This window comes from Bacillus sp. Marseille-P3661, from assembly GCF_900240995.1.
GTDB lineage: Bacteria > Bacillota > Bacilli > Bacillales > Bacillaceae_J > OESV01.
In genome coordinates this window covers 147859-172117 of sequence record NZ_LT965954.1, presented here as the reverse complement: position 1 = coordinate 172117, position 24259 = coordinate 147859, and the positions used below count along the sequence as shown (strand labels likewise).

The following is a 24259-nucleotide window of genomic DNA, read 5'->3' as shown; positions in this document are numbered from 1 at the left end:
GAAAACGATGCAAAAGTTAATTGAAGATATCACTAAAGAACAATTAAAGAGCGATCTTCCTGCGTTCCGTCCTGGTGACACATTACGTGTACACGTAAAAGTTGTTGAGGGAACTCGTGAGCGTATTCAGGTGTTCGAAGGTGTTGTTATTAAGCGTCGTGGTGGTGGAATCAGTGAAACATTTACTGTTCGTAAGGTATCTTACGGAGTAGGTGTTGAGCGTACATTCCCAGTGCATACACCGAAAATTGCGAAGATTGAAGTTATGCGTCGCGGTAAAGTCCGTCGTGCGAAACTTTATTACCTACGTAATCTTCGTGGTAAAGCAGCTCGTATTAAAGAAATCCGATAATTTGATGAAAAAGGAGCTTGATAATCAAGCTCCTTTTTTCCAACTGGCTACAATTTTAACCTGTACTTATAATGATATTATAAATATTTCAATCATTTTCTTTTTTTGGAGGAAACGTTTATGTCCCAAGGGAAAAATGAAGTGTGGGAATGGATTAAGGCACTAGGAATAGCCATAATCTTAGCAGCTGTTATTAGATATTTTTTATTTGCTCCTATCGTTGTGGACGGCTTATCAATGATGCCAACCTTACATGATCATTATCGAATGATCGTTAATAAAATTAGTTATAAAATTGGTAACCCAGATCGTTTCGACATCGTCGTATTTGAAGCAACGGAAGACAAAGATTATATAAAACGGGTAATTGGATTACCAGGAGATCATGTAGCCTATAAGGATGATATTTTATACATAAATGGGGAGCCTATTGATGAACCCTATTTGGACCAATATAAAAAAGAAGCTAACGGCACTTTAACTTATGATTTTACACTTGAGGAAGTTACGGGTTTATCAGAGGTTCCAGAAGGTCATCTATTTGTACTAGGTGATAACAGAAGATTTAGTAAAGATAGCAGAATTATTGGAACGATTTCAATGGATAAAATTATTGGTGAAACCAATATTGTATATTGGCCATTAAGTGATTTTCAGATAATTAAATAGCAGTGTATACCAATTACCCTGATGCAAAGTAGGTGTTAATATGACAATTCAATGGTATCCAGGGCATATGGCAAAGGCAAAACGCCAAGTTATTGAAAAACTAAAGTTAATTGATGTTGTAATTGAGTTAGTAGATGCTAGAATACCACAATCTTCTAGAAATCCTATGATTGATGAAATTACGACAAATAAACCTAGGCTTGTATTATTAAATAAAGCAGATTTAGCTGATCCGCGAAAAACTCAAGAATGGATAGCTCATTTTGAAAATCAAGGATTTAAATGTTTAGCAATTAATTCACAAACAAAAGACGATATGAAAAGTATTATCGCAGCTAGTAAGGAGCTTGTAAAAGACAAATTTGATAAAATGAAAGCTAAAGGTATTAAAAATCCTCGAGCTATTAGAGCGCTTATTGTTGGGATACCAAATGTGGGGAAATCTACTTTAATAAATAGACTTGCTAATAAACCGATTGCTAAAACTGGCGACCGACCAGGTATAACAACGGGTCAACAATGGATAAAAGTTGGAAAAGAGTTTGAGCTATTGGATACACCTGGTATACTTTGGCCGAAATTTGAGGATCAAGAAGTGGGTTACCGATTAGCTGTTACCGGAGCTATCAAAGAGACTATATTAGACCTTCAAGATATAGTCGTGTATGCTTTGCGATTTTTATCAAAAGAATATCCTGATAATTTAAAGGATCGATACCAATTAAATACAATTTCAACTGAGATGGTGGAATTGTTTGATCAAATTGGTGTATTCAGAGGATGTTTAATGACCGGTGGCAATATCGATTATGATAAAACAGCTGAGGTCATTATAAGGGATCTGCGGTCAGGGAGACTTGGTCGATTAACTTTTGAAGTACCTGAAGAAATTGAACAAGAAGGAAAATAAGACTACTTTTTAAAAGACCAAATCGCGTTTGCGATTTGGTCTTTTAAAATTAAACTCTTGTGTATTCGGCATAAGTTTGATAACTTACCTCGTGAGTAGACCAAACCTCAAAAGGAGTCAGAATGAGCGAGGAAGCGTGACTCGTGAACGGCCCAATTCTCAAAGCGAGTCAGAATGAGCAAGGAATTCTGACTCAGGCACGTCAAAATCCTCAAAACGAGTCAGAATGAGTAAGGAATTCTGACTGAGGCACGTCAACATTCTCAAAACGACTCAGAATCAGCAGTGAATTCTGACTCAGGCACGTCAAAATCCTCAAAACGAGTCAGAATGAGTAAGGAATTCTGACTCGTGAGCAGCTCAATCCTCAAAAGGAGTCAGAATGAGCGAGGAATTCTGACTCAGGCACGTCAAAATTCTCAAAAGGAGTCAGAATGAGCAAGGAATTCTGACTGAGGCACGTCAAAATCCTCAAAACGAGTCAGAATGAGCAAGGAATTCTGACTCGGGAACGTCAAAATCCTCAAAAGGAGTCAGAATGAGCAAGGAATTCTGACTCGTGAGCAGCTCAATCCTCAAAAGGAGTCAGAATGAGCGAGGAATTCTGACTCATAAGCGGCCCAATCCTCAAAACGAGTCAGAATGAGGAAGGAATTCTGACTGAGGCACGTCAAAATCCTCAAAACGAGTCAGAATGAGTAAGGAATTCTGACTGAGGCACGTCAAAATTCTCAAAACGAGTCAGAATCAGCGAGGAATTCTGACTCAGGCACGTCAAAATTCTCAAAACGAGTCAGAATCAGTAGTGAATTCTGACTCATGAGCGGCCCAATTCCCAAAACGAGTCAGAATCAGCAAGGAATTCTGACTGAGGCACGTCAAAATCCTCAAAACGAGTCAGAATGAGTAAGGAATTCTGACTGAGGCACGTCAAAATTCTCAAAACGAGTCAGAATCAGCAGTGAATTCTGACTCAGGCACGTCAAAATCCTCAAAACGAGTCAGAATCAGCAAGGAATTCTGACTGTGGAACGTCAAAATTCTCAAAACGAGTCAGAATCAGTAGTGAATTCTGACTCATAAGCGGCCCAATCCTCAAAACGAGTCAGAATCAGCGAGGAATTCTGACTCAGGCACGTCAAAATTCTCAAAACGAGTCAGAATGAGCAAGGAATTCTGACTCGGGAACGTCAAAATCCTCAAAACGAGTCAGAATCAGTAGTGAATTCTGACTCATAAGCGGCCCAATCCTCAAAACGAGTCAGAATCAGCAGTGAATTCTGACTCATGAGCGGCCCAATTCCCAAAACGAGTCAGAATCAGCAAGGAATTCTGACTGAGGCACGTCAAAATCCTCAAAACGAGTCAGAATGAGTAAGGAATTCTGACTGAGGCACGTCAAAATTCTCAAAACGAGTCAGAATCAGCAGTGAATTCTGACTCAGGCACGTCAAAATCCTCAAAACGAGTCAGAATGAGTAAGGAATTCTGACTGAGGCACGTCAAAATTCTCAAAACGAGTCAGAATCAGCAGTGAATTCTGACTCAGGCACGTCAAAATCCTCAAAACGAGTCAGAATGAGTAAGGAATTCTGACTGAGGCACGTCAAAATTCTCAAAACGAGTCAGAATCAGCAGTGAATTCTGACTCATAAGCGGCCCAATCCTCAAAACGAGTCAGAATGAGCAAGGAATTCTGACTGAGGCACGTCAAAATCCTCAAAACGAGTCAGAAACAGTAACGAATACTGACTCGTGGGCAGCCTATCATTAAAAGCAGCCGACTCAGCAGTGATTTCTAACCCATGAATTGCCGAAGACTCATTAATGGGCACACCAACATGGGTAAGTCAGAAATCTAGGATCTTGAAATGTAAATTTATACTACCTCTTAAGCCGTCTAACTAAATTTAAAAAGTGCCTTTATTTTTTTGATAATATGTCGATATAAGAGATAACATTAAGAATAGAAAGTTGTGAAATACCTTGGAAAAAACAATTAAAGAAATAGAAGAGCTTTTAAGCAAATCAACCACCATAGACGAAGATCTATTGCATAAGCTAAAATCTGATCATCGGAAAGGTGTTCAATTACTTGTAAAAAGATGGTTAAAGAATAAAATTGCTCAACAACAATTACATGAACAATTTAATGCAATGTCTTTTTATGAAAAAGAATTGTATAAAAACAATATATATTATGTTGCTGGTGTAGATGAGGTTGGTCGAGGTCCACTCGCTGGTCCGGTGGTAGCATCTGCTGTCATTCTTGGAGAGGACTTTTATTTGCCTGGATTAAATGATTCAAAAGCATTATCTGAAACTAAAAGAGAAGAATTATATAAAATAATTATTGAAAAAGCAATTAGTGTTGGAATTGGTTTTGCATCTGTAAATGAGATTGATACAGTTAATATTTATGAAGCAACAAAGCTTGCCATGAAACGTGCTATTGAGTCTTTAGCAATTCAACCTGAATACATATTGGCAGATGCGATGGAAATACCGATTGCAATTCCACAAAAATCGATAATTAAAGGCGATTCAAAAAGTATTTCGATTGCAGCAAGTTCTATCATTGCAAAAGTTACCAGAGACCGCTATATGAAAGAATTAGGAACCAAGTATCCGGGATATGGCTTTGAAAAACATATGGGCTATGGAACTGCTGCACATCTAGAGGCAATTGAAAAATTAGGCATTATAGAAGAACATCGCTGCAGTTTTGCACCAATCAAACAACATACTATAGTAAGCTAACCTTTGTTCTATGAAAAAAGAACAAGCAAAGAAAGGCATTTGAGATAATGATTAATTTTAATAAACTCCCATTATGGTTAACTAGCGAAAACTTAAATCAAGCTAAAGCACTTAAGTTTACAGTCGGGCAAATTCTAAACGGTCACGTGCTGAAGACTTTTCCTGATGATATTGCCTTAGTTCAAGTAGGCGGGATTAAGATTCAAGCTAAGCTAGATGCCCCGTTAAATTTGAATGAAAAATATTGGTTGCAAGTTGTCTCAAATGAGGAAATAGTAGAGTTGAAATTAATAGCTGACCCGATTCAAGCCAATGCAAATGAAAAAGCAGATCTAGCTAAAGCACCAATTACTCAGCTGATAAGGCAGTATGGACTTTTGAATACAAAAGAAAATCACCAGCTTATTCGATTTTTAGTTGAGAACCAACTTCCAGTTACAACAGATATCTTAAATAAGGTCTCACAGTGGCTAAAGCAATCGGAAGATTTACCTAAAGTGCTCGAAGCAATAAAGATAACTTTAACTAGAGATTTACCGCTCACAAATACTGTGTTTAATAGTATCCTTGCGGCGCTATCAGACGAACCACTTTCATCAGAATTATTTAAAATTCTAGCAATGATGCGACAAAGCGATTATAATTCGCGTTCAATTAATGAGTTTAAAAATGTCTTAGGAAGTTTACTGAACCAGGTAGGTCAACAAGAAGATTTAAATGGACTTGATCCAAAAATGGATTTGCAAGCTGGGGAAACAGCTGCTAAAACAATCAAGCTTTTGCTACGGCAACTTGGACTTCAATTTGAACATGATATTATTAGTGCTCCTAATAAGACAGATCTGAAACTACAAGAACTTAAACCGGCCTTATTGTCGGTCGTACAAGAAGAGGTTTCACAGTCTTTAAGAGATAAATTAGAACATTTACTTAATCGAGTTACAGGAATGCAAATACTTGCGTCCGAGCAAAATGGACTAGTACATCAAATAGCTTTTCAACTACCAATAGTGGTAGGAAAGCACATGACGGATTTATCGATGCAATGGACAGGAAAAAAACAAAAAAACGGACAAATTGACCCAGACTATTGCCGAATTTTGTTTTACTTACAATTAGAGAATATAAAAGATACTGTTGTCGATGTACACGTACAAAATAGAATTGTAAGTATCCAAATCTATAACGAAAATCCAATGTTAAAGATTTTTGTAAAAAGATACGACAACATTCTAAAAGAAAGATTAAAGGTATATGACTATACATTATCAAGTTTAAAGATATTGAAAACAGAGCATGATTCTAAGGGTTTGACCGATGTTTCAGCTATAAAAGCAATTAATCCGATTATTACAGGGGTGGATTATAGAGTATGATTTTTCCTGTTAATAAAAAAAAGGAAGCGGTAGCACTATCTTATGATAGTTCGAGTGATATAGCGCCTAAAGTTATCGCAAAGGGCAAAGGAATTGTAGCAGAAAATATACTTGAGAAAGCTAAACAGCATGATATTCCCATTCAGGAAGATCCATCGTTAGTGGAGTTACTTAGTCAGTTGGAAATAAATGAAACGATTCCTGAGCAGCTTTATCAAGTTGTAGCAGAAATTTTTGCCTTTATTTACAAAATCGATCAAAACATAGAATCGGCAGATAATGGAAAAGAATAGTAAATACTGGACAATAAATGGAAAAAAGTGTGAATTCATCGGGAAAAATCACACTTTTTTTACTTTTTTTATAAAATTAGTCCACTTTGAATTCAAATTCTTAACTAAATATAATATAATTTAACAGCAGGATTTATTACATTTTTGCAGAAATATAGACACTGGATGACAAACTACTATACAATAACAAAGTAGTCTTTTATGTCTATACATACGATAGGAGGATGGAGAATGAATATCCACGAGTATCAAGGAAAAGAAATCCTCAGAAAATATGGAGTAGCAGTTCCAAATGGAAAGGTTGCTTTCACTGTTGAGGAAGCTGTTGAGGCAGCACGTGAGTTAGGTTCAGCTGTTTCAGTTGTTAAAGCTCAAATCCACGCAGGTGGCCGAGGTAAAGCTGGGGGAGTTAAAGTAGCAAAAAATCTTGATGAGGTTCGCGCGTATGCAGAAGAAATTCTAGGCAAAACGCTTGTAACACATCAAACAGGTCCAGAGGGGAAAGAAGTAAAACGTTTACTGATTGAAGAAGGCTGCGACATTAAGAAGGAGTATTATGTAGGTCTTGTTTTAGACCGTGCAACTTCACGTGTCGTTATGATGGCTTCTGAAGAAGGCGGAACTGAGATTGAAGAAGTAGCTGAAGCTACTCCTGAAAAAATATTCAAAGAAGTGATTGATCCAGTTGTTGGTTTAACTGGCTATCAAGCACGTCGTCTTGCGTTTAATATTAATATCCCTAAAGAATTAGTTAACAAAGCTGTTAAGTTCATGATGGGCTTATATCAAGCATTTGTAGAAAAAGATTGCTCAATCGCTGAAATCAATCCACTTGTTGTAACAGGTGACGGAAATGTAATGGCGCTAGATGCAAAACTAAACTTTGATGCTAACGCTTTATATCGCCAAAAAGATGTTTTAGAATATCGCGATTTAGATGAAGAAGATCCAAAAGAAATTGAAGCATCTAAGTTTGACTTAAGTTATATTGCTTTAGACGGAAACATTGGTTGTATGGTTAACGGTGCAGGTCTAGCAATGGCTACTATGGATACAATTAATCACTACGGCGGAACACCGGCTAACTTCCTTGACGTTGGTGGCGGTGCGACTGCAGAAAAAGTTACAGAAGCATTCAAAATTATTCTATCTGATAAAAACGTGAAAGGTATCTTCGTTAACATTTTTGGCGGTATCATGAAATGTGATGTAATTGCTGAAGGTGTTGTTGAAGCTACAAAACAAGTAGGTTTACAATTACCACTTGTTGTTCGTTTAGAAGGTACAAACGTTGATGCAGGTAAAGAGATTTTAAACAATTCTGGTCTAAATATTACGGCTGCAGACTCTATGGCTGACGGCGCACAAAAAATTGTATCACTAGTAAAGTAGTAGAAAGGCGGGGCACGAATGAGTGTTTTTATTAATAAAGATACGAAAGTTATAGTTCAAGGTATTACTGGATCGACAGCTTTATTCCACACAAAACAAATGTTGGAATACGGAACACAAATTGTTGGTGGTGTAACACCTGGTAAGGGTGGCACTGAAGTTGAAGGTGTACCTGTATTCAACACAGTTGAAGAAGCAGTTAAAGCTACTGGCGCTAATGCTTCAGTTATTTATGTACCTGCTCCATTCGCAGCAGATGCGATTTTAGAAGGTGTAGATGCAGAACTTGATCTTGTAATTTGTATTACAGAACATATTCCTGTATTAGATATGGTTAAAGTTAAGCGTTATATGGAAGGTAAGAAAACTCGTTTAGTTGGTCCAAACTGCCCGGGTGTTATTACTCCAGGCGAGTGTAAAATTGGTATCATGCCAGGATATATCCACCAAAAAGGTTATGTTGGCGTAGTATCACGTTCTGGTACTTTAACGTATGAAGCAGTTCATCAATTAACACAAGCTGGCGTTGGTCAATCAACAGCTGTAGGTATTGGTGGAGACCCTGTAAACGGCACTGACTTTATCGATGTGTTAAAAGCATTCAACGAAGATCCTGAAACTGAAGCTGTTATCATGATTGGTGAAATCGGTGGAACAGCTGAAGAAGAAGCAGCTGAGTGGGTAAAAGCTAATATGACAAAACCTGTAGTAGGTTTCATTGGTGGACAAACTGCTCCTCCAGGAAAGCGTATGGGACATGCTGGTGCAATTATCTCAGGTGGTAAAGGTACTGCAGCAGAAAAAATTAAAGTAATGAACGAATGTGGTATTAAAGTTGCAGAAACTCCGTCTGTAATGGGAGAAACGTTAATCTCAGTTCTTAAGGATAAAGGCTTATACGAGAAGTGTAAAAACTTGTAATTAGTATTTTCGATAAGTAACAAACAAGCTCACCTTTGTAGGGTGAGCTTGTTTTAAATAACTAATCGCGGAGGCAGTTATGGAAAATATCAAAGAACGATTGATTCAAATCCACTCGTGTAGTGGTGTTGGCTGGAAACTTATCTTTAAATTTTTCCAATATGATTCCACTCTCCAGACTATTTTTCTATTAAAACAACATGATTTTCCTCAGCTTTTTCATATGAATCCCCATCAGTCACAACTTTTTTATAATGATTTACACTCAACTTCTTTTCAAAAGCAAATCGACCAGTACAAAAGGGAAGGTATTGAAATTATTACAATATTTGATGCAGATTATCCAGCCCTTTTAAAGGGAATCTATGACCCACCATGGGTATTGTACTCAAAGGGGAAGAAACTCCTCTTAGAAAGCAATTGTATAGGTGTAGTAGGTACTCGAAAACCATCTCAATATGGCTATCAAGCTGTAAAGGCGTTACTACCACCTTTAATACAAAAAAATTGGACAATTGTTAGTGGACTTGCTATTGGTATCGATACTGCGGCACATAAGATTGCCATAATTGAAAATGGTTATACGATTGCAGTCCTAGGCTCAGGATTTTATCATATTTATCCCTCACAAAATAGAAATCTTGCTGATTACCTTTCAATGAATCATCTTCTGTTATCAGAGTTTCCACCTAATAAAAAACCTGAAAAGTGGCATTTTCCATTACGAAATCGTATAATAAGCGGATTATCAAAAGGTACTTTAATTGTTGAAGCAAAAGACCGAAGTGGCTCGCTTATAACAGCAGATCAAGCACTGGAACAAGGAAGAGAAGTGTTTGCTGTTCCAGGATCCATTTTCGAACCTACCAACCAAGGCACAAATCGTTTAATCCAACAAGGTGCAAAGCTAGTCTTAAACTCAAGCGATATATTAACTGAGATTTAGAGTAGTTGCAGCATGTAATTTAAAAATATTTTTGAAAAATTATTCATAAATTAAGTATCAAATTTATAAAAATATACATTAAATTGGATAATTTGAGAAATGATGTTTGACAAAAGCATGAAAAGTATTTAATAATAGTGAAGATTTTATTTTACTTTTTTAACATCTTTAATTTAACTTAAAGTATAAAATTATGTAAAATAATAAAATTGAAAATTCTACTAACGATTAATAATAAACATAAGGTGATTTTGAGCAAGTTATAATTTATTAATGGATAATAATAAATAGTTTTTTTAAAAACTGACAGGCAGCTTAAAACTATTTAATTACCTCTTTAGGGGGAAGATGTGAATGGCAGATTATTTAGTAATTGTAGAATCACCGGCTAAAGCCAAAACAATTGAAAAATATCTTGGTCGAAAATATAAAGTAAAGGCTTCTATGGGGCACGTTCGGGATTTACCGAAAAGTCAAATGGGTGTTGACACAAGTGAATACCAATACGAGCCAAAGTATATTACGATTCGTGGTAAAGGTCCAGTTTTGAAGGAATTAAAGACAGCTGCAAAAAAAGCAAAGAAAATTTATCTTGCGGCTGACCCCGATAGAGAAGGAGAAGCTATTGCTTGGCATCTCGCTCATAGTCTTAACATTGACGAGCATTCTGACTGTCGTGTGGTTTTTAATGAAATAACAAAAGATGCAATTAAAGAGGCTTTTAAACATCCACGATCAATAAATATGGATCTAGTTAACTCTCAACAAGCGAGAAGGATATTAGACCGATTAGTAGGCTACAATATAAGTCCTATATTATGGAAGAAAGTGAAGAAAGGACTTAGTGCAGGAAGAGTTCAATCCGTAGCAGTTCGATTAATAATTGACCGTGAAAAAGAAATAGAACAATTTGAGCCTGAAGAATATTGGACAATTAATGGAAACTTCGAAGTGAATGGAGAGCCATTTGAGGCGTATTTCTACGGTGTCGATGGCAGTAAAAAAGATTTAAAAAATGAATCAGAAGTAAACGAGATTATTAGCAAGCTTAAAGATAAAAGTTTTAAAGTCGAATCAGTAAAGAAAAAGGAAAGAAAAAGAAATCCAGCTGCACCTTTTACAACATCATCATTACAACAAGAAGCAGCGAGGAAATTAAACTTTCGTGCTAAAAAGACAATGATGATTGCTCAACAATTATATGAAGGTATCGATCTTGGTACAGAAGGAACGGTCGGTCTTATCACTTATATGAGAACTGATTCAACAAGGATATCTGAAACAGCTCAAACTGAAGCACAAAGTTTTATTGAATCAGAATATGGGAAAGAATATACGGCTGTCTCAGCACGTAAAGACGAAAAAAAAGCGAACACACAAGATGCGCATGAAGCAATTCGTCCAACCTCAACATTAAGGACACCAAATAGTCTTAAAAATGTGTTGAGTAGAGACCAGTTGCGATTATATCGATTAATATGGGAGCGTTTTGTTGCTAGTCAAATGGCTTCTGCTATTATGGATACCATGACAGTTGATTTACTCAATGAAGGTGTTATATTTCGAGCAAATGGTTCTAAGGTAAAGTTTCCGGGGTTTATGAAAGTATATATCGAGGGAAATGATGATAATATAAATGATGAAGATCGATTGCTCCCTGATATTGAAGAAGGTATGAATGTTCAATCAACCGACATTGACCCGAAACAACATTTTACACAACCGCCACCAAGATATACTGAAGCAAGGCTGGTAAAAACTTTAGAGGAACTTGGAATTGGTCGTCCATCAACTTTTGCACCAACACTAGATACGATTCAAAAACGCGGGTATGTTGCACTTGAAAATAAGCGTTTTATACCAACGGAGCTAGGTACGATTGTTTTGGAATTAATAATGGAGTTTTTCCCCGAAATATTAGACCTAGAATTTACAGCGAAGATGGAATCTAGCTTAGACCAAATTGAGGATGGGCAAGCAGATTGGGTTCAAATTATCGATGGATTTTATAGAGACTTTGAAAAGCGGCTAAGTGTAGCTGAAAAAGAAATGCAAGAGGTTGAAATCAAAGATGAACCTGCAGGCGAGGATTGTGAGAATTGCGGTCATGGTATGGTTTACAAAATGGGTAGATTCGGTAAATTTATGGCCTGTTCTAATTTTCCGGAATGTAGAAATACGAAAGCTATTGTAAAGGAAATTGGGGTTAAGTGTCCAACCTGTGAGGAAGGTAATATTATTGAAAGAAAAAGCAAGAAGAAACGAATATTTTTTGGATGTGACCAATATCCACAGTGTGAATTTCTTTCATGGGATAAGCCTATAGCACGTAAATGTCCTAAATGCGATAGCTTGTTAGTAGAGAAAAAGTCAAAAAAAGGTGTTCAAGTACAATGCACAAGTTGTGATTATAAGGAACAGGCACAGGAATAGATGTTAATACTTGGAATGCTGAACTCCTTAATAAAAATCAAATTTCAGAAAGAGGGGTTCCAATGAATCAAGAGCATATTACAATTATCGGTGCGGGATTAGCGGGAAGTGAGGCGGCTTGGCAAGCCGCCAACCGTGGAGCAAAGGTTCACCTATATGAAATGCGACCTGTAAAACAAACTCCAGCACATCACACAGATAAATTTGCAGAGTTAGTTTGTAGTAATTCTTTAAGAGCTAATACATTAACAAATGCTGTTGGTGTTTTAAAGGAAGAAATGAGAAAACTAAATTCGATTATTATTCAGTGTGCAGATGAATGCGCTGTTCCAGCAGGTGGTGCATTAGCTGTAGATCGTCATGAATTTGCTGAAAAGGTTACAGATAAAATCAAGAATCATCCTAATATCGAAGTAATAACTGAAGAAATGAAGGAAATACCAACTGGGACAACCATCATTTCTTCAGGCCCATTAACATCACCTGCCCTTTCAGGACAAATTAAAGAATTAACAGGTGAGGATTATTTCTATTTTTATGATGCCGCTGCACCAATTATCGAGAAAGATAGCATCAATATGGACAAGGCTTATCTGAAATCACGTTACGATAAAGGTGAGGCAGCTTATATAAATTGTCCGATGACTGAGGAAGAATTTAATGTTTTCTACGAAGCTTTAACGAGCGGTGAAACGGTTCCGTTAAAAGAGTTTGAAAAAGAGATCTTTTTTGAAGGGTGTATGCCAATCGAAGTAATGGCTAATCGTGGGAAAAAGACGATGCTTTTTGGACCGTTAAAGCCGGTGGGCTTAGAGGATCCTCGTACAGGTAAAAGACCTTTTGCTGTTGTACAACTACGTCAGGATGATGCAGCAGGAACATTGTATAATATAGTTGGCTTTCAAACGCATTTAAAATGGGGCGCTCAAAAAGAAGTAATTCGATTAATTCCTGGGTTAGAGAATGCCGAAATCGTCCGCTATGGTGTTATGCATCGAAATACGTTTATAAATTCTCCTAGCCTTCTAAGGCCCACATATCAATTGAAAAATCGTGAGCAACTGTTTTTCGCTGGACAAATGACTGGTGTTGAAGGGTATGTTGAATCTGCTGCATCAGGTTTGATCGCAGGAATAAATGCTGTTAAGGTTATTCATAATCAAGAAACAGTAGTTTTCCCAATAGATACAGCAATGGGTAGTATGGCACACTATATAACTACAACTAATTCAAAAAACTTTCAGCCTATGAATGCAAACTTTGGTCTTTTCCCAGAATTACCTGTAAAAATTAAAAATAAGCAAGAACGAAATGAAAAACATGCTGAACGCGCTTTAACCTCGATTCAGAATTTTGTGAATAATTTGTGAATAACTTATTAAAGAGATTGCATAAAACAACTTTTTTATGATACTATTTAGTAGCCCTGCGAGAATAAAACAGTTTGAATAGTCTTCATTTAATGAAGCAATTCGATTTTTTTACTGTATTATGTTAAAACGTTATAATATGTTTAGAAACTCAGCAGCAAGGGAACATATAAATTGCTGCTGTTTCCTATGTGAAACTAAAACGGTTTATGAATCGAATTTAATACATATAAAGAATTGTCTACTAAAAACATAAAATGAATTATGAAAATATTGCATAAGTTTATAATATGGAAAAAATAAATATTGGATTAGGGGGCTTTTTTTAATGGATATGTCGTTTCATGCCACCACGATTTTTGCAATCCATCACAAGGGTAATTGTGCAATGGCAGGTGATGGGCAGGTAACTTTAGGAAATTCAGTAATAATGAAACATTCAGCCCGTAAAGTTCGTAAATTATATAACGGCAAAGTAATTGCTGGATTTGCAGGATCTGTTGCGGATGCATTTACTTTATTCGAGAAATTTGAAGGTCGATTAGACGAATATAATGGGAATCTCCAGCGAGCGGCTGTGGAATTGGCAAAAGAATGGCGCAGCGATAAAGTACTTAGAAGATTAGAAGCTATGCTTATTATTATGAATGAAGAACATTTATTATTAGTTTCTGGTACGGGTGAGGTTATTGAACCAGATGATGGTATTTTAGCAATCGGCTCAGGTGGTAATTATGCGCTTTCTGCTGGAAGAGCTTTAAAACGCTATGCTGGTGATGCTATGTCAGCGAAGGATATCGCAAGGTCCGCATTGGAAATTGCCGGAGAGGTTTGTGTTTTTACAAATAACAATATCATCGTTGAAGAACTTTGATGGGGAGGGACAATAATGAGTAAAGAGTTAACTCCACGACAAATAGTTGAAAAGTTAGATCAGTATATTGTAGGTCAAAATAAGGCCAAAAAGGCTGTTGCTGTTGCATTAAGAAACAGGTATCGACGTAGCCAGTTAGATGAGAAACTCCGAGAAGAAATCACGCCTAAGAATATACTTATGATCGGACCAACAGGTGTAGGTAAGACAGAAATAGCTAGACGTCTAGCGAAATTAGTTGGGGCTCCTTTCATAAAGATTGAAGCTACAAAGTTTACAGAAGTTGGCTATGTTGGTCGTGATGTTGAATCAATGGTTAGGGATTTAGTTGAAACTTCAGTACGACTTGTTAAAGAAGAGAAAATGCAAAGTGTTCGTTATAAAGCGGAGGAAAATGCAAATAAGCGCCTGGTAGATTTGCTTGTTCCTTCAAAACAGAAACAGACACAATATAAAAACCCATTAGAGATGTTATTTGGTGGACAAAATCAACAACCAGAAAACGATTATCAAAGTGATGATCATGACATAGCTCAAAGAAGAAAACAAGTTGGACATCAGCTAGCTCTTGGTGAGTTGGAAGATCATCTAGTAACAGTCGAGGTTGAGGAACAACAGCAATCAATGTTTGACTTGCTGCAAGGCTCTGGTATGGAGCAGATGGGGATGAATATGCAAGATGTTTTCGGTTCCTTCATGCCTAAAAAGAAAAAGAAAAGAAAATTGACAGTACGAGAAGCGAGAAAAGTGCTGACGCAGGATGAAGCAAATAAGTTAATAGATATGGACGAGGTTACTGCAGAGGCGGTTTTAAAAGCTGAACAAATGGGTATTATCTTTTTAGACGAAATAGACAAAATAGCTGCGAAAAATCAAAATTCAGCGGACGTCTCAAGAGAAGGCGTACAGCGTGATATTCTGCCTATTGTTGAAGGTTCAACTGTGGTAACGAAATATGGTTCGGTTAAAACTGATCATATTTTATTCATTGCTGCAGGAGCGTTCCACATGGCAAAGCCTTCTGATTTAATACCAGAACTACAAGGTAGATTCCCGATTAGAGTAGAACTTACTAGTTTGTCTGTAGACGACTTTGTTCGTATTCTAGTTGAGCCGAGCAACGCTTTATTAAAACAATATAAAGCATTACTTGAAACTGAAGGTATAAAAGTTGAATTTTCTGACGATGCTATTCATAAGATTGCGAAAATTGCATTTGAAGTTAACCAAGATACCGATAATATTGGAGCTAGAAGATTACACACAATTCTTGAACGTTTATTAGAAGACCTCTCATTTGAAGCGGCAGATATAACACTAGAAAAAGTAACGATTACTCCAGAATATGTAGAAGAAAAATTAAGTACAATTGCAAGAAATAAAGATTTAAGTCAATATATTTTATAAAAATGATAGTACCCGGTCGGAAATCTGGGAAGGTCCTTTCTAGTACGATTTTCTTGAGTGTTGGATAGGCCAACCAATTTTCTTTGGAGGATGCATTCTTACAATAGGTAGTCGCGACCCTATTAAGAAGAGTACATGTAAAATGGGCGGCTAGGTGCTTGACTATACAGATATAAAAAAAGACTTCCGTCGAGAAAAAACAGGAACCAATTTTAGGAGGATGAAAAATGAAATTACTAGATAGAACAAGAAAAATTAATGCAATGCTTCAACGAGTAGGTGGTAAGCCTGTAAATTTTAAAGAAATGGCAGAAACGTTACGTGATGTTATTTCGGCTAATATATATGTAGTTAGCCGTCGTGGTAAATTATTAGGTTTTGCTATCAAACAGGAAATAGAAAATGAGCGAATGAAAAAAATGTTAGGTGAACGACAATTTCCATTAGAATACACTAATAATCTTTTTAATGTAACGGAAACTTCACCTAATTTAGATATTGAAAGTGAGTATACTGCTTTCCCTGTTGAGAATAAGGAATTATTTCAATCTGGCTTAACAACAATAGTCCCTATCAATGGTGGTGGGGAGCGCCTTGGTACATTGATACTAGCAAGAGTCCAAGAAACGTTCTCTGATGATGATTTAATCTTAGCTGAATATGGTGCTACAGTTGTAGGTATGGAAATACTTCGTGAAAAAGCTGAAGAAATAGAGGATGAGGCAAGAAGTAAAGCCGTAGTACAAATGGCTATTAGTTCTTTATCTTACAGTGAGCTTGAAGCGATAGAGCATATTTTTGAAGAATTAGATGGAAATGAAGGATTACTTGTTGCGAGTAAGATCGCGGACCGTGTAGGAATTACCCGCTCTGTAATAGTTAACGCATTACGTAAATTAGAAAGCGCTGGTGTAATTGAATCTCGTTCATTAGGTATGAAGGGTACATATATTAAAGTACTTAACGATAAATTCCTAGTTGAACTTTCAAAGTTAAAAACTAGCTAAAATAAGAAAACGAGCACTTTGTCGCATTCGATGAAGTGCTCGTTTTTTTGTCGCACTTTTATAGGTCTTTATTAGTGTTTTTTGTTACAGTTTGTCGATATTTATAAAATTATGTTATTTTTTATCAGTAAATCATTTATAATAAACATGATTGTATTTACAGAGTCTATTTATTTTTTCTGATTTGATGTTAATAGAAACGTGGAAACATTTACTTTTATCAATTGTAATTAACCCATAGTAAAATAGGACGTAAGGTGGGGAAATCATATGAAACTATTTTCTAATTCGATAAATTTATTAGAGAATTCTTTAGCATATTCAGCAACAAAGCAAAGAGTCATTGCAAATAATATTGCGAATGTAGATACACCAAATTACAAAGCGAGAACTGTTAGTTTTAAAACAGAATTAGAAAATGCAACTTTGAAAGCACACCGTTTGAATGAAAAACATATCGATTTTACACATAGTAGTTCTTCATTTCAAATCCGTTCACAAGTTAACACTTCATATAATCATAATGGCAATAATGTTGATATTGATAAAGAAATGGCGGAAATGGCCCAAAATCAAATTTACTATAATTTAATTGCCGATCGACTTAATAGTAAATTTAATGGCCTAAAAGAAGCGTTGAAAGGGGCGAATGGCTAATGCGTGTATTTAATAGTATGAACATTTCTGCCTCTGCATTAACAGCGCAACGATTTCGAATGGATGTAATCGCATCTAACATGGCAAATGCAGAAACAACAAGAGCTACTTTTGTGAATGGTGAATGGCAACCATATCGAAGGAAAATTGTTGAATTTGAACCGACAGAAAATTCATTCCGTACTTTATTAAACAAAGCAGTAGGAGAATCATCACCTGGTCATGGTGTTCGTGTTAGAAAAGTAACTGAAGACCAAACACCGTTGAAGATGGTGTACAATCCTGAACATCCTGACGCAAATAATGAAGGCTATGTTGCAATGCCTAACGTTGATCCTTTAAAAGAGATGGTGGACCTAATGAGCGCGACCAGATCTTATGAAGCAAATGTGACGGCTTTCAATGCAACAAAAGGAATGTTAATGAAAGCATTGGAAATTGGTAAATAAGGAGGTTGGATGATATGGATCGTATATCGATGTTTAACCCCGTTCAAAACGTTAATATAGTACCGAAACGAGCTAATCAAAAATTAACACCTGCTGAAGCGCACAACAAATTTACACACGCTTTAAATAATGCGATCAATGATCTGAATAAAACACAAATAGAATCAGATAAAACGACAGAAAAGTTTATAAAAGGTGAAATTACAGATATGCATCAAGTAATGATTGCTGCACAAAAAGCAAGTGTAACACGTACAGCGGCTATAGAAGTTAGAAATAAGGTCGTAGAGGCATATAAAGAGATAATGAGAATGCAAATCTAGAGTACTTATACATCAGTAGGGTGGTTTACCCTACTGATAATTTAATTAAAGGTTTACTTTACCGAAATCTGATAGGAAAAGCTCTTAATAAAGCGGCTCGGTTAGCGTTGGCTAAATCCTATTCCCTTTTTCAGTAGGTTTAACAGATGATAAAACTTAAATATATATAAATATTAATTTAAATACAGAGGATAAATGCATGAATTGATAAGCTGGGGGACAATATGAACGAGAAGATAGATAATTATAAAAATAAAGTAATAGATTTTTGGAAGGCAAGAACGAAAACGCAGAAAACAATCATGATTGCATCAACCCTTTCGATTATTGCTATAATTGTTCTCGTTTCAATTTTTGCTTCAAAACCGAATCTCGTTCCACTATACAGCAATCTATCCCCTCAAGAGACAGGACAAATAAAAGCGACGCTAGATTCAAGAGGGATCACATCTGAAATCACAAGTGGGGGGACTTCGATATTAGTTCCTGAAGCTCTAGTCGATTCTTTAAAAGTAGATTTAGCAGCAGAAGGAATTCCAAATAGTGGTGAAATTTATTTTTCCTCTTTCGGAGAAGGCGGTTTCGGTATTACCCAAGAAGAGTTTGAAATGAGAAAAAATGCTGCAGTTCAAAGTGAATTGAAAAGGCTAATTAAAAGATTTGAAGGAGTAGATGATGCAGAGGTAATGATATCTTTACCTCAACAAAGTGTTTTTATTGGAGAAGAACAAGGCACTGCTTCAGCATCAATTGTAATCCATCAAACACCAGGGTACCAATTTAAAGACGAACAGATAGAAGGTCTTTATCATCTAGTTTCCAAAAGTGTTGCAAACTTACCTATAGAGAATATCGTCATTACGAATCAATATTTTGAGCATCTAGATAAAAATAATTTATTTGCGTCAAGTCAGGAGAACGCTGACGTTAATTTTTCTGATCAATATCAAATTCAAAAGAAAATAGAACAAGACATCCAACGTCAGGTACAGCAAATGTTAGGTTTGATGATGGGGAGAGAGAAGGTAGTAGCAACTGTTACTGCTCGTATTGATTCATCCAAGGTCAATAGTGTGAGAGATATTATTGAACCTGTCGATGAAGAAAATATGAAGGGCATTGCAATCAGCGCCGAAAAAATCACAGAATCATTTGTTGGTAATGGTGAGACCGTTGGTGGACCGGTCGGTACTGGTGAGACAGATACACCCGGTTATGTTGAGCAAAATGGAAATAATGGAGAATATGAAAACATCGAAGAAAGAATAAATTATGATGTCAGCAGGATAAAAGAGACAGTAGTTGGATCGCCGTATAAAGTAGAAGACCTTGGTATACAAGTAGCGATCGACAGTACCGATTTAGATGAACAAACAATGCAATCATTAACACCTGAAATAGAAAATATGTTAAACGGGATCATTAGAACTACAATTTCAGATAAAAATGCTGATTTAAATGGGAGAATTAATGTTACTTGGCAGGAATTTGCTGGTATGCCGTCAACGACGCCACAATTAACAATGATGGACACGCTCCGAAATAACCTTGCGTTAATTATTACAGGATTACTAGTGCTTTTAGCTATAGTTATTGGGATCATAATGTTTATTCGAAGACGTAATAGAAAGCAAGATGAATTAACTGAAGATATTATAGACACTATGCCTAAATCATTTGATATTCCTGATGTTAATCAAGAGTTAGAAACAGAAACTGTCGCACGAAGAAAGCAATTAGAAAAAATGGCGAAAGAAAAACCGGATGAGTTTGCTAAATTGTTACGTTCGTGGTTAGCAGAAGATTAGGGGGAAGTAGAACATGCCAAAAAATTCAGATGAATTATCCGGCAGACAAAAAGCTGCAATACTGCTTATTTCTCTTGGACCGGAAGTTTCTGCACAAGTGTACAAGCATTTGTCAGAGGAAGAGATAGAGAAGCTGACATTAGAGATATCGAGTGTTAAGAAGGTTGAAAATAAACAAAAAGAAGATATTCTCGAACAATTTCATCAAATAGCGTTAGCTCAGGAATACATCTCGCAAGGTGGAATTGGTTACGCTAAAACTGTATTGGAAAAAGCATTAGGTTCGGAACAGGCTGCATCGATTATTAATCGGTTAACTTCTTCATTACAGGTTAAACCATTTGACTTTGCAAGAAAAGCCGATCCTAGCCAAATTCTAAACTTTATCCAAAATGAACATCCACAGACGATTGCATTAATTTTATCTTATCTTGATCCAGAAAAGGCAGGACAAATACTCTCAGAATTACCACAAGAGTTACAAGCCGACATAGCAAGAAGGATTGCTTTAATGGATAGTACCTCACCAGAGGTTATTAATGAAGTTGAACAAATCCTCGAGCGGAAATTATCTGCAACAGTGACACAAGATTATACCCAAACTGGTGGTATTGAGGCTGTAGTGGAAGTATTAAATGGAGTCGATCGAAGTACTGAACGAACAATTCTAGATGCACTTGAAATTCAAGATCCAGAACTTGCAGAAGAAATTAAAAAGAGAATGTTTGTATTTGAAGATATTGTTACTCTTGATAATCGCGCTATCCAACGTGTAATCCGTGATTGCGAAAATGAAGATTTAATGCTAGCTTTGAAGGTTGCAAGTGAAGAAGTTAAGGATATTGTGTTTAAAAATATGTCAAAACGTATGGCTGATACATTTAAAGAAGAAATGGAATTTATGGGTCCTGTTCGTCTACGTGATGTAGAGGAGTCTCAAACACGTATTGTAGCAACGATTAGGAGATTAGAGGAAGCCGGTGAAATAGTCGTTGCTCGTGGTGGAGGAGATGATATTATTGTCTAGGGTTATCAAAGCAAACTTCACGCAAGGTGATGCTGAAAACAAAAGAATCATTACTCTAAAACCGTTGGCATTCCAGCAGAATGATATGTTAGAACATAATAATGAATTCGATGATCACCTTGAGAAACCTAAAATGGATATTAAGGAAGTTGAGATGGAAGCTGCAAGAATAGTTGCTGAAGCAGAACAAAAGGCTTCAACTATTATTCAGCAAGCGCAGGAAAAATATAATGAAATGCTACATCAAATTGAGCTCGAGAGACAATCGTGGGACGTTGAAAAAGAACACTGGATTGAACAAGCGAAGCAAGAAGGATTTGCACAAGGTTTTGAAATTGGAAAACAGGACGGATATAGCGAATACAAAGGGGCAATTGCAGAGGCGCAGCAAACGGTGTTGGTCGCAAAAGATGATTATCAAAAAAATATTGAACTATCGGAAATGACCATACTTCACCTAGGCTTAAAAACGGCTGAAAAGATTATGGGCTTTACACTTGATCTTAACCCGGATGCCTTCTTAAATTTAGTAAAACGCGTTATTAAGGAAGTAAAAGAGCACCAAAATATTCAGATACATGTCCATCCAGCTTACTATGATTTAGTAGTTTCACAGAAAGCTGAGATACGAGCATTATTTACAAATCCGTTAACAGAACTTTATATTTATCCAGACGATGAGCTTGGACAGACTAGCTGTATTATTGAATCATCTTTTGGAAGAATAGATGCAAGCATTGATAATCAGTTGAATGAGATGAAAATAAAATTGCTCCAGCTTTTAGAGGAGGATGGGGATGATGAAAGCCGTTAATCTCCTAGATAGAATTGATTCGATTGATACCTTTAAACGATACGGGCGTGTTAATAGGGTAATTGGTTTGATGATTGAATCACGTGGACCTGAGGCGTCGATTGGTGATGTCTGTCTAATCCATGTAGGCAATAAAAGAAAAAAAACGATTCGAACTGAAGTAGTTGGTTTTAGAGATGAATTTGTGATCTTGATGCCATATACAGATGTGCAAGATATTTCTTCAGGATGTCTTGTTGAAGCAACTGGTGAATCTCTACACGTAAAAGTAGGAGCGGGATTAATAGGGAAAGTTGTTGATTCACTAGGATATCCATTAGATGAAACACCATTACCTAAAGGATTAACATCTGTTCCGACTGAGCAAGACCCACCAAATCCGATGAAACGGCCACCGATTGTTGATGAAATCCAGGTTGGTGTACGTGTCATCGATAGCTTACTAACGGTTGGAAGAGGACAGCGAATTGGGATATTTGCTGGTAGTGGTGTTGGGAAGAGTACGTTATTAGGAATGATTGCGCGTAATACGGAAGCTGATATAAATGTAATTGCTTTAATAGGTGAGCGAGGTCGTGAGGTTAGGGAGTTTATTGAAAGAGATTTAGGTGAAGAAGGTTTGAAACGGTCTGTAGTAGTGGTCGCAACATCAGATCAACCTGCTTTAATGCGAATTAAAGGTGCATATACTGCCACAGCTATCGCAGAATACTATCGTGATCAAGGTTACAATGTAATGTTAATGATGGACTCCGTGACCCGCGTCGCGATGGCGCAGCGTGAAGTAGGGTTAGCTGTTGGTGAACCCCCGACGACTAAAGGTTATACACCCTCGGTATTCTCGATCTTACCAAAGCTCTTGGAGCGTACAGGTACTAATCATTTGGGGTCAATTACAGCGTTTTATACGGTATTAGTCGATGGTGATGATATGAATGAACCTATAGCAGATGCAGTAAGAGGTATACTTGATGGCCACTATGTGTTGGATCGCGCGTTAGCTAATAAAGGTCATTATCCAGCTATAAATGTCTTAAAAAGCGTAAGTCGTGTAATGAATAATATCGTGGCTTCAGAACATAGGAAAGCGGCTGAACGACTAAGAGACTTATTAGCAACTTACCAAGATTCTGAGGATCTGATTAATATTGGTGCATACAAACGCGGATCCTCAAGAGAGATCGACGAAGCGATCCGTTTCTATCCTAAAATCATTTCATTCTTAAAGCAAGAAACATCTGAAAATATGAAAAAAGTACAATCCATATCCATGTTAATAAAACTAATAGAAAAAGGTGACTAGATATGGTGTTTCAATATAAATTGCAAAAAGTTTTATCAATTAAAGAAAATGAAAAAGATAAAGTATTGGGCGAATATAATGATGCCGTTAAAAAGTTTGAATTGGTAGCAACTAAGCTTTATGAGTTTTTGAAACATAAAGAAGAAATGGAAGAATTTCAGCAATTAAAAATTAAATCAGGTTTAAACATCCAGCAAATTCAACAACTTCACCGTTCGATCCATTTTATAGAACAGTCAATCAGCCAACAACAGCAGCTTGTTATACTGGCTCGGCAGGAAATGGAGTTAAAAGAAAAGGTATTGGTCGAGAAAAATATTGAAGTAAAAAAGTATGAAAAGCTGAAGAAAAATGCCATACAAACTTTCAGAGAACAACAACAATTAGAAGAAGGCAAATTAATGGATGAAATCTCGATTCAGCAGTTTATGAACCGAGGAAGTAAGGTGTTTTCATGAGTAAAAACTTACAATCTAATAGCATTGATGCTACACAAAAAGATCTTGACGAAAAAAAAAGTTATAGTAAATTACAATGGTTTATTTTTGTTATCATAATTCCCTTTCTTTTTTCAATTGCAGTAATCTTAGTGGTGCTCACTATTTCTGGTTTGAACGTATTTGATATGGCAGATAAGTATAGCAATAAAATCCCATTAGTTTCTAAAATGGTAGACTCATCCACCTCAGAAATAGAGATAGAAGAAACAGTAGTTAATCTAAAAGCAACAATTGAGGATCAAAAGATAGAAATAGATAAGCTGCAAGCTGATGTAGAGACAAAACAAAAAGAACTAACTGCATCGCAGCAGAGAATTGAAGAGATGACAAGTGAAATTCAACTGCTGAAGGAGTCTAAAAAAAATATTTCTATTAAGCTAGAAGAGGTTGCGGCATTATATGAAACAATGTCATCAAAAAAAGCTGCCGCGATCCTTTCGGAAATGCCTACTATTGAAGTATTAGATATCCTAGTAAATATGAACAATGAGTCAAGGGCGGCTGTGCTTGAAAAAATGGACCCTGTAAAAGCAGCAGAATTAACTGTTTTAATAAAAAATGAAACAGAAAATACAGATAATGAACAAAAGGAATTAGCGACTACTAAAACCACAGGGAATTTGGACACACCAAATTAGCTCACAGGCTACTTTGAAAGGAGGTGAGAA

The 24259-nt window shown here is 36.4% G+C and carries 23 protein-coding genes; all 23 read left to right on the top strand.

Translation table 11 applies throughout. The features are described 5' to 3' along the window. The first annotated feature begins 7 nt into the window (after positions 1–7). The 23 genes from rplS (at position 8) to C1724_RS11615 (ending at position 24229) form a co-directional block, all read left to right on the top strand. On the top strand, positions 8–352 hold the full coding sequence (gene rplS, locus C1724_RS11725) for a 50S ribosomal protein L19 (protein WP_102346963.1): 345 nt from the start codon (positions 8–10) through the stop codon (positions 350–352). A 120-nt stretch (positions 353–472) separates the two neighbouring features. Beyond that, positions 473–1021 carry a signal peptidase I gene (gene lepB / locus C1724_RS11720; protein ID WP_102346962.1) on the top strand — a complete coding sequence of 183 codons (549 nt, stop codon included), beginning with the start codon at positions 473–475 and terminating at the stop codon, positions 1019–1021. A 40-nt stretch (positions 1022–1061) separates the two neighbouring features. Beyond that, the gene (ylqF, locus tag C1724_RS11715; RefSeq protein ID WP_102346961.1) at positions 1062–1931 is read left to right on the top strand and encodes a ribosome biogenesis GTPase YlqF; all 870 of its coding nucleotides are present in this window, start codon (positions 1062–1064) and stop codon (positions 1929–1931) included. 1986 nt (positions 1932–3917) lie between these two features. After that, complete coding sequence (locus tag C1724_RS11710; protein WP_102346960.1) at positions 3918–4691, top strand: ribonuclease HII; 774 nt, start codon at positions 3918–3920, stop codon at positions 4689–4691. A 47-nt stretch (positions 4692–4738) separates the two neighbouring features. After that, positions 4739–6067: a hypothetical protein gene (locus C1724_RS11705; RefSeq protein ID WP_102346959.1), complete on the top strand. Its 1329-nt coding sequence runs from the start codon at positions 4739–4741 to the stop codon at positions 6065–6067. Further along, positions 6064–6360, top strand: coding sequence for a FlhB-like flagellar biosynthesis protein (locus C1724_RS11700; RefSeq protein ID WP_180994246.1), 297 nt, complete (start codon positions 6064–6066; stop codon positions 6358–6360). Before C1724_RS11705 ends, C1724_RS11700 begins: the two co-directional genes overlap by 4 nt. 231 nt (positions 6361–6591) lie before the next feature. Beyond that, a complete protein-coding gene (sucC, locus tag C1724_RS11695; RefSeq protein ID WP_102346958.1) occupies positions 6592–7752 on the top strand; it encodes an ADP-forming succinate--CoA ligase subunit beta in 1161 nt (386 codons plus the stop codon). Positions 7753–7770: 18 nt separating this feature from the next. After that, positions 7771–8673 (top strand): succinate--CoA ligase subunit alpha, encoded by a 903-nt coding sequence (gene sucD, locus C1724_RS11690; protein ID WP_102346957.1) that lies wholly within the window; start codon positions 7771–7773, stop codon positions 8671–8673. Between the two features lie 79 nt (positions 8674–8752). Beyond that, positions 8753–9619 (top strand): DNA-processing protein DprA, encoded by an 867-nt coding sequence (dprA, locus tag C1724_RS11685; RefSeq protein ID WP_102346956.1) that lies wholly within the window; start codon positions 8753–8755, stop codon positions 9617–9619. A gap of 354 nt (positions 9620–9973) precedes the next feature. Beyond that, positions 9974–12052 carry a type I DNA topoisomerase gene (topA, locus tag C1724_RS11680; RefSeq protein WP_102346955.1) on the top strand — a complete coding sequence of 693 codons (2079 nt, stop codon included), beginning with the start codon at positions 9974–9976 and terminating at the stop codon, positions 12050–12052. A 62-nt stretch (positions 12053–12114) separates the two neighbouring features. Continuing rightward, positions 12115–13422, top strand: a complete 1308-nt coding sequence (gene trmFO / locus C1724_RS11675; RefSeq protein WP_102346954.1) for an FADH(2)-oxidizing methylenetetrahydrofolate--tRNA-(uracil(54)-C(5))-methyltransferase TrmFO — start codon at positions 12115–12117, stop codon at positions 13420–13422. A 334-nt stretch (positions 13423–13756) separates the two neighbouring features. Further along, positions 13757–14296 carry an ATP-dependent protease subunit HslV gene (gene hslV / locus C1724_RS11670; RefSeq protein WP_102347901.1) on the top strand — a complete coding sequence of 180 codons (540 nt, stop codon included), beginning with the start codon at positions 13757–13759 and terminating at the stop codon, positions 14294–14296. A gap of 12 nt (positions 14297–14308) precedes the next feature. After that, entirely contained in the window at positions 14309–15703 is a 1395-nt protein-coding gene (gene hslU, locus C1724_RS11665) for an HslU--HslV peptidase ATPase subunit (protein WP_102346953.1), read from the top strand. Between the two features lie 227 nt (positions 15704–15930). Then, the gene (gene codY, locus C1724_RS11660; protein ID WP_102346952.1) at positions 15931–16710 is read left to right on the top strand and encodes a GTP-sensing pleiotropic transcriptional regulator CodY; all 780 of its coding nucleotides are present in this window, start codon (positions 15931–15933) and stop codon (positions 16708–16710) included. Positions 16711–16980: 270 nt separating this feature from the next. Continuing rightward, the gene (gene flgB, locus C1724_RS11655; protein WP_102346951.1) at positions 16981–17367 is read left to right on the top strand and encodes a flagellar basal body rod protein FlgB; all 387 of its coding nucleotides are present in this window, start codon (positions 16981–16983) and stop codon (positions 17365–17367) included. After that, positions 17367–17816 carry a flagellar basal body rod protein FlgC gene (flgC, locus tag C1724_RS11650; protein ID WP_102346950.1) on the top strand — a complete coding sequence of 150 codons (450 nt, stop codon included), beginning with the start codon at positions 17367–17369 and terminating at the stop codon, positions 17814–17816. The genes flgB and flgC overlap by 1 nt, the downstream gene beginning before the upstream one ends. 14 nt (positions 17817–17830) lie before the next feature. Next, positions 17831–18139 (top strand): flagellar hook-basal body complex protein FliE, encoded by a 309-nt coding sequence (gene fliE / locus C1724_RS11645; protein WP_102346949.1) that lies wholly within the window; start codon positions 17831–17833, stop codon positions 18137–18139. A 224-nt stretch (positions 18140–18363) separates the two neighbouring features. Beyond that, positions 18364–19947 (top strand): flagellar basal-body MS-ring/collar protein FliF, encoded by a 1584-nt coding sequence (gene fliF, locus C1724_RS11640; RefSeq protein ID WP_102346948.1) that lies wholly within the window; start codon positions 18364–18366, stop codon positions 19945–19947. Between the two features lie 13 nt (positions 19948–19960). After that, entirely contained in the window at positions 19961–20974 is a 1014-nt protein-coding gene (fliG, locus tag C1724_RS11635) for a flagellar motor switch protein FliG (protein WP_102346947.1), read from the top strand. Further along, positions 20967–21788: a flagellar assembly protein FliH gene (gene fliH / locus C1724_RS11630; protein ID WP_102346946.1), complete on the top strand. Its 822-nt coding sequence runs from the start codon at positions 20967–20969 to the stop codon at positions 21786–21788. The genes fliG and fliH overlap by 8 nt, the downstream gene beginning before the upstream one ends. Further along, positions 21775–23091 (top strand): flagellar protein export ATPase FliI, encoded by a 1317-nt coding sequence (gene fliI, locus C1724_RS11625; RefSeq protein WP_102347900.1) that lies wholly within the window; start codon positions 21775–21777, stop codon positions 23089–23091. The genes fliH and fliI overlap by 14 nt, the downstream gene beginning before the upstream one ends. Before the next feature lie 2 nt (positions 23092–23093). Further along, complete coding sequence (fliJ, locus tag C1724_RS11620; RefSeq protein ID WP_102346945.1) at positions 23094–23549, top strand: flagellar export protein FliJ; 456 nt, start codon at positions 23094–23096, stop codon at positions 23547–23549. Continuing rightward, positions 23546–24229: a MotE family protein gene (locus tag C1724_RS11615; protein WP_102346944.1), complete on the top strand. Its 684-nt coding sequence runs from the start codon at positions 23546–23548 to the stop codon at positions 24227–24229. The genes fliJ and C1724_RS11615 overlap by 4 nt, the downstream gene beginning before the upstream one ends. Positions 24230–24259 lie beyond the last annotated feature (30 nt).